Genomic DNA, 6,380 nt, shown 5'->3' with positions numbered 1-6,380 from the left:
TGCGATTCCTCCGTTGCGAGAGCGCAACGAGGACATCCCGCTCCTCGCAAAGAGCTTTTTGGAGAAATATGCGGCAACCAATGGAAAGAAGCTGCGCGGCTTCACCGACAAGGCCAAACGCGCCCTTCTGACTTACCCGTGGCCGGGCAATATTCGCGAGCTGCAGAATATGATCGAGCGCGGCGTCATCCTGGCACAGAACGGAACTCGTATTGAGGTAAGTCACCTGTTTTCTTCCTACAATGATGACCACTCTGGGGAGCTTCAGCTGGGCGCCGATGGGAGCATCAATTCCAACCGCAACGAGAGCGCGAAAGCTCTTTGTGAAGCGGTATTCAACGGCGTGATGACGCTAGACGAAGTCGAGAGCTTTCTCATCGAAACAGCAGTCGACAGAGCGCGCGGCAATCTCTCTTCAGCGGCAAGATCTCTTGGTATAACTAGGCCGCAACTCGCCTATCGCCTAAAGCGTCTGCATGAGGCGGACGAAGCTGGAGTCGCCCGGCCGCCCCACGAGGTCCCTCCGGCGGTTGAGCCCTCTTGATGGAGCACGGGCCGAGCGCGAGGGCATTGCAGTACTTGCGCGAACATCATGTCGCGAATCTGGCGACATCCGGCAGCGGTGGACCATGGGCAGCGGCCGTCTTCTACGTCAGCGATCGCTTCGACCTGTACTTCCTATCCGCTCGGACGAGCCGCCATTGCGAAAACATTGCGCGAGATCCGCATGTCGCCGTGACCGTGCAAGAGGATTATTCTGACTGGTCAGAAATCAAAGGACTGCAACTCGAAGGAGTGGCAGGCGAACTCTCAGGCGACGATGAGAAGCAAGCGCTGAGATTGTATGGTGAGAAGTACCCTCTAGTTGGAACGATATCGCAAGCGCCTTCGGCTATTGTCAGGGCAATGGCCCGCGTACGTTGGTATCGCGTTACTCCAAAGCGCGCATATTTTATCGACAATTCAGTCGGTTTTGGGCATCGCGACGAACTCGACCTGGGTTTGCATTAGCGTTCGATCTGTGCGGGCGACAGCCGGGGCGTTCCACGTAATCGTGGATGGATTGCAGGGCTTGCAGTGCGGGGGAGGGCAGCCGCGCACGCTGCAAGCGCGGATTCCACGATGAGCTAAGGGAATTCCGTCAAGCATTCAAAAGGACCGTGATATGGACCTCGGGGAAAGCAACTCGCATGAACTCGGCGTAAGATTTCAGATTGCTCGCTTTTGCCGCGTCGATTGTGTCCGGCAGTCCAATTTCTGTCACGGGAATTGACGCCGCCATGATTTCCTGTTGCAAACGTTCCGCCTCCAGCTCGGCGGCCTTCACAGTTTCTCGAAGTCCTTGTGTTTGCATCGAAAGCCAGTTTGCTGTCGGGCGCTTGAGCGCCCTGCGAACGAGGCGCAGTGGGCTGACAACATCTGCTTGCCAGCGTGCTACCAGATTGACGATATTCCCGACATCGCAAGCGTTCAAACGACGCCCACAATGGGCGCACCAGAGCATGAAGAGCAAGACGTTCACGTCTATGCCGAAGGTATCCTGAAGGTCCAAGCACGCCTTTGCAACTGATGGGTTCGCGAACGTTCTTAGCGAGAAGGCCCAAAACGAGGAGTTGGCGTCTGTCATGAATCGTCTCTCGAGGCTGCTGCTGTCTTCGGGCGTCCTTAGGGTATGTCAGAACCAAACGGTGCATCGCTGGCATGGATTGCGTTCGCCGCGTCTTCTCGCTTACCACAGCGGTCAGAAGCTCTGAAGGGGGCGTGAATTGCTGGTGTACCAGCGTACCATGTTGGTCAATGGCTTGCGCGCTCACATGGCGAAGTTCAGAAAGCCGGCAAGGCGAATGCGCGCGGGCTCGCGCACAGCATGCGCACCGGCTTGTTCCGCGAGTTCACGTCGAGAGCAGAAGCTGCGGCTTCTGCCGACGCAGCGGCGTAATATGAGCAGTTTCCGATCACGTTCGACGCGGATTGGCGTGCCGAAGGGTCATCGGTCCGAGACGCGAGCGCTGATCGCCGGCTGCCTTCATTCGAAAGTTTCGCCGAGAGTCGCCTCTCACCTGATAGATTGCTCGTGCATGGTGCGGACCAGCGCATTCGGAGGCAGTGGACATGAAGAGCAACGAAGAGATCGTGAGTGAGTTCATAGCCGCGTGGTCTCGCCTGGATGCGGATGAGATCGTCGCATTTTTCACGCCCGACGGCACGTATCATAACATGATGAACAAGCCGGTCAGCGGACACGACGATCTGCGCAAATTCATTGGCGGGTTCATCAAGGACTGGACGAAGACGACGTGGGACGTGCTGAACGTCGTGTCCCGTGGCGACGTGGTGATCGCTGAGCGTCTCGACCGAACCCAACTGGGCGCAAGAAATGTCGACCTGCCGTGCTGTGGTGTGTTCGAGTTGACGAACGGGAAGATCAAGATCTGGCGCGACTACTTCGACCTGGCAACGTACACACGCGCAATCGCTGGAACGAAATAGCGCGACGTACCTCTCGAGCGGAACATCATGACCAGGACCGGTCAAATTGTCGCTCGGCATGGGCAAGGAAACGATCGAACTGACGCCGGTCTGGTTGCTGCTTGACGGGTCAGGACGCCGCCAGGGCCTGCAGAGAATTGACTCGCGGTGCGGCAGGCGTTGGCCAATGACCCCGCTCGTGAGCATTTGCATACATTCGAAAAGATGTATATGTAGCTGCATTGGGCGGCCGGCCCGCCACCGAGGGCCGTGCGTTCCCGCAGCAACCGACGAACGGGGTATTCATCATGCTGTCCGGACTATTGAAGAGGTTTGTGGGGTCGACGAGCGTTCCGGCGATCGAGCATGAGGAGCTGGTGCGAGCGCATCGCGACCAGAGCTGTCTCGTCGTCGACGTCCGCGAGCCGCACGAATTCCGCAGCGGACACATTCCCGGTGCGCAGAATCTTCCGCTGTCGCAGTTCGACCCGGGCGCCATGGCCAAGGGCAGGCCCGTCGTGCTGATCTGTCAGGCCGGCGGCCGCTCCGCCACGGCGCTGCGTCGCGCGCTCGCGGCCGGACGGCAGGACGTTCGCCACTATGCCGGAGGCATGAGCCGATGGCGCGCCCGCGGCGGCGCGGTGGCATAGCGCCTCACGCGCCGGCTGCCGCGGTCGCCGACATCTCCCCGCCGAAACGCCGTCGCTCCCGCGCGAGATAGTCGGACACCGCGGCCACGGGCATCGGCTTGGCGAAATAATAGCCCTGGATGTAGTCGCAGCCGAGACGGCGCAGGCTGTCGAGCTGATCATGCGTCTCGACGCCCTCGACCACGCAGGCGATCTCCATGTCGGCGCACAGCCCGGTCAGCGACTTGATGATCTTGTGGCTGACGGGATTGGCGTTGACGTCGGCGACGAAGCTGCGATCGACCTTGATCTTGTCCAGCGGCAGACGATGGACGTGGCTCAGCGACGAATAGCCGGTGCCGAAATCGTCGAGCGAGATGCCGCAGCCCATCGCCTTCAGGGTCGCGATCGATTCCTCCGCCCTGCGGAAGTCGAACGCGACGGCCGTCTCGGTGATCTCGAAATCGAGGCGGCGAGGGGCCACTCCGCTCCGCTCGATGATCGAGATCAGCGGCAGGATGCCATCGGGCGAGCAGATGTCGTGCGCCGAGAGATTGAACGACAGGCGGATGTCGTCGGGCCAGGCCCTGGCCGCCGCCAGTGCCCGGATCAGCAGCGCCTGCGTGAGCTGCCGGATCAGGCCGATCCGTTCGGCGGCAGGAATGAAGTCGGCGGGCGAGACCATGCCCAGGCGCGGGCTGTGCCAGCGCGCCAGCACCTCGAAGCCGGTGGTGCGCTCGCTGGTCGCATCCACGATCGGCTGGAACGCGAGGTCCATCTCGGCGCCGAAGTCGGACGTGCGCAGCAGGTTCTCGATCACGCCGCGGCTACGAATTTCCGCCTCGTGCTCGCTGGAGAAGATCACGGTCTGTCCCCGTACGTGGCGCTTGGCGTGATAGAGCGAATAGTCCGCGCATTCATACAGGGCCTCGGCGCTGGTGGCCGAGCGCGGGTACAGCGCGAAGCCGATCGAGCAGGACAGCCCGTTATGCGCGGTGTCGAGCTGATAGGGCAGCCTGATCCGGTCCGCGATTCGCTGACCGAGCGCCAGCAGATCCTGGTCGGCCGGGTCGCCGCAGACGACGAGGCCGAACTCGTCGCCGCCGAGCCTGGCGAACGCGACGCGGTGCGTGGCAAATCCCTCGCAGGCCTCGCGGATGCGCCGGCCGACCTCGATCAGGACGCGGTCGCCGATGCTGTGGCCGTAATTGTCGTTGATCGGCTTGAAGCCGTCGAGATCGATGATGCCGACCGCGAGGCGCGAGCCGTTGCGCTGCGCGTCGCCGAAGGCGTCCGCAAGCTCGGCGAAGAAGCGGCGGCGGTTGGGCAGCTCGGTGAGGGAATCGAGGTTGGCGAGACGGAAATTGGCGTCCGACAGCGCCTGTGTCGCCGCCTGCTGCGCCATCAGCGACTTGCGGCTGGCGACGAGGTCGGCGAAGTCGCGGGAGTAGATGAACAGCACCGTCACCATTGCCCCGGTGACCAGAAGGTTGTTGACCGCGATCGCCTTCAGCGTCGGCTCGCCGGTAGCGAAGAAGTAGAGCACATAGGGAACGTCGACGACGATCGTCACGATCAGCGCGACCGAGCGCAGATGCATCATGCAGAAGATGCATCCGATCACCGTCACCGCCATGAAGAAGGCGATCTGTCCCTGGGCGAAGGAGTCGCCGTAGGGATAAAGTGCGAAGGACCAGGCAGCAAAACCGGCAGCGATCGGCAGCGTCGTCCAGTTCGTGACCCGCAGGCTGTGCAGGATCTCGGCGTCGCTGTGCACGCGATGGCGCTTGCGCTGCCACCAGAACAGCCGGGCGATGCCGACTGCGCATAGCAGGGCCGGAACCACGACGGACAGCCAGATCGGCGCTACCGCGAGATGCGTGTAGGACACCGCGAACGTGTTGGTGAGCAGGATGGCGTAGAGCAGCGGAATTTGCTTGGAGAACGCGTCAAACTGGGCGCGCATCAGGTCGGGGTTGTCGGCGGGCACGCGAAACAATCGCGCTGCCGCGGCCAGATGGGATTTCAGCTTCGCAATCGACATTGAAAACGCGCCTCACGTCGGGAAACGAGGCCGATGCTGCACCGGGCGGGTAAAAGGCGGGTTAGACCGTTTCGTGCCATGCGCCGGCGGGAGGTTGCTTGCTACCGCGATTTTTGCTGTGCTGCCCCGCGCGGTGAGGCCCCGTTAAGGATAGGAACCGATCGCGAGAGTGCTGTGGCCCAACTGCGCCGTATCGGCGGCCGCCACGCCCTGCTAACTATGCGTCGAGCGGCGGCAAATTGGCCGCCTCAGTTGAATGAGCCGCAGGCCTCGGGCCCGCGCCCGAGAGAGGAAGAGGACGAACAGCCATGATCGAAACCGTTGGCATCATCGGCGCAGGCACCATGGGTAACGGCATTGCCCAGGTCTGCGCGGCAGCCGGCTTGAAGGTGGTGATGGTCGACATCTCCGACGCGGCGGTGACACGCGGGCTCGCGACCGTCGGCGGCAGCCTCGATCGCCTGGTGAAGAAGGAGAAGATGACTGCGTCGGACCGCGACGCCGCGTTGGCGCGGATCGACGGGACGACCGACCGCGGCAAGCTTTCCGATTGCGATCTGGTGATCGAGGCCGCGACGGAGAACGAGGACCTGAAGGTCAAGATCCTGAAGGATCTCTGCGCCACGTTGTCGCCGCGGACGCTGATCGCGACCAACACCTCGTCGATCTCGATCACGAAGCTCGCGGCGGCGACCGATCGCCCCGACCGTTTCATCGGCATGCACTTCTTCAATCCGGTGCCGGTGATGGCGCTGCTCGAGCTGATCCGCGGCCTGCAGACCTCCGACGACACCCACGCCAAGGCGGTGGATTTCGCCAAGCGCGTCGGCAAGGTCGCGATCACCGCGAAGAACAGCCCCGGCTTCGCCGTCAATCGCATCCTGTGTCCGATGATCAACGAGGCGATCTTCGCGCTGCAGGAGGGGATCGCGACCGCCGAGGAGATCGACGCCGGCATGAAGCTCGGCTGCAATCATCCGATCGGGCCGCTGGCGCTTGCCGACCTCGTCGGTCTCGACACGCTCTTGTCGGTGATGGAGGTATTTTACGAGGGCTTCAACGACCCGAAATACCGCCCCGCGCCGCTGCTGAAGGAGATGGTCGATGCCGGCCATCTCGGCCGCAAGTCCGGACGCGGCTTCTACGCTTACTGACCCGCCAACCGGCCGGCGGCGCGATCAGCCCCGCCGCCGGCCGGAGGCTGCGGCGGCTTCTCGCGAATTATTCCCATTCTGCTT

General features: G+C 62.4%; 7 protein-coding genes. 5 read left to right on the top strand and 2 right to left on the bottom strand.

The genetic code is table 11. The annotated features are described in order from the left end of the window. Positions 1-544 (top strand): helix-turn-helix domain-containing protein (locus KGM94_RS08110; RefSeq protein WP_300256683.1); only part of this gene is annotated, 544 nt, incomplete at its 5' end. Between the two features lie 26 nt (positions 545-570). Beyond that, on the top strand, positions 571-1,011 hold the full coding sequence (locus KGM94_RS08105) for a pyridoxamine 5'-phosphate oxidase family protein (protein ID WP_300256681.1): 441 nt from the start codon (positions 571-573) through the stop codon (positions 1,009-1,011). Between the two features lie 130 nt (positions 1,012-1,141). On the opposite strand, the gene KGM94_RS08100 is transcribed toward KGM94_RS08105, so the two are convergent. Continuing rightward, complete coding sequence (locus KGM94_RS08100; protein WP_300256678.1) at positions 1,142-1,627, bottom strand: TIGR02444 family protein; 486 nt, start codon at positions 1,625-1,627, stop codon at positions 1,142-1,144. Positions 1,628-2,112: 485 nt separating this feature from the next. Here KGM94_RS08100 and KGM94_RS08095 point away from each other — a divergent pair, with 485 nt between their 5' ends. Beyond that, positions 2,113-2,490: a limonene-1,2-epoxide hydrolase family protein gene (locus KGM94_RS08095; protein WP_300256676.1), complete on the top strand. Its 378-nt coding sequence runs from the start codon at positions 2,113-2,115 to the stop codon at positions 2,488-2,490. A gap of 287 nt (positions 2,491-2,777) precedes the next feature. Next, positions 2,778-3,119 (top strand): rhodanese-like domain-containing protein, encoded by a 342-nt coding sequence (locus KGM94_RS08090; protein ID WP_300256674.1) that lies wholly within the window; start codon positions 2,778-2,780, stop codon positions 3,117-3,119. A 4-nt stretch (positions 3,120-3,123) separates the two neighbouring features. On the opposite strand, the gene KGM94_RS08085 is transcribed toward KGM94_RS08090, so the two are convergent. Next, a complete protein-coding gene (locus KGM94_RS08085; protein WP_300256672.1) occupies positions 3,124-5,142 on the bottom strand; it encodes an EAL domain-containing protein in 2,019 nt (672 codons plus the stop codon). A 308-nt stretch (positions 5,143-5,450) separates the two neighbouring features. On the opposite strand from KGM94_RS08085, the gene KGM94_RS08080 reads away from it, so the two are divergent. Beyond that, a complete protein-coding gene (locus KGM94_RS08080; protein WP_300256670.1) occupies positions 5,451-6,296 on the top strand; it encodes a 3-hydroxybutyryl-CoA dehydrogenase in 846 nt (281 codons plus the stop codon). Positions 6,297-6,380 lie beyond the last annotated feature (84 nt).

Source organism: Bradyrhizobium sp., assembly GCF_028868675.1.
Classification (GTDB): Bacteria; Pseudomonadota; Alphaproteobacteria; order Rhizobiales; family Xanthobacteraceae; genus Bradyrhizobium.
This window is presented reverse-complemented; position numbering and strand designations above follow the sequence as displayed.

Bases quoted from the DNA above. Each gene is read 5' to 3' on its own strand.
- KGM94_RS08100 (WP_300256678.1), bottom strand. From the start codon at position 1,627: ATGACAGACGCCAACTCCTCGTTTTGGGCCTTCTCGCTAAGAACGTTC.
- KGM94_RS08095 (WP_300256676.1), top strand. From the start codon at position 2,113: ATGAAGAGCAACGAAGAGATCGTGAGTGAGTTCATAGCCGCGTGGTCT.
- KGM94_RS08090 (WP_300256674.1), top strand. From the start codon at position 2,778: ATGCTGTCCGGACTATTGAAGAGGTTTGTGGGGTCGACGAGCGTTCCG.
- KGM94_RS08085 (WP_300256672.1), bottom strand. From the start codon at position 5,142: ATGTCGATTGCGAAGCTGAAATCCCATCTGGCCGCGGCAGCGCGATTG.
- KGM94_RS08080 (WP_300256670.1), top strand. From the start codon at position 5,451: ATGATCGAAACCGTTGGCATCATCGGCGCAGGCACCATGGGTAACGGC.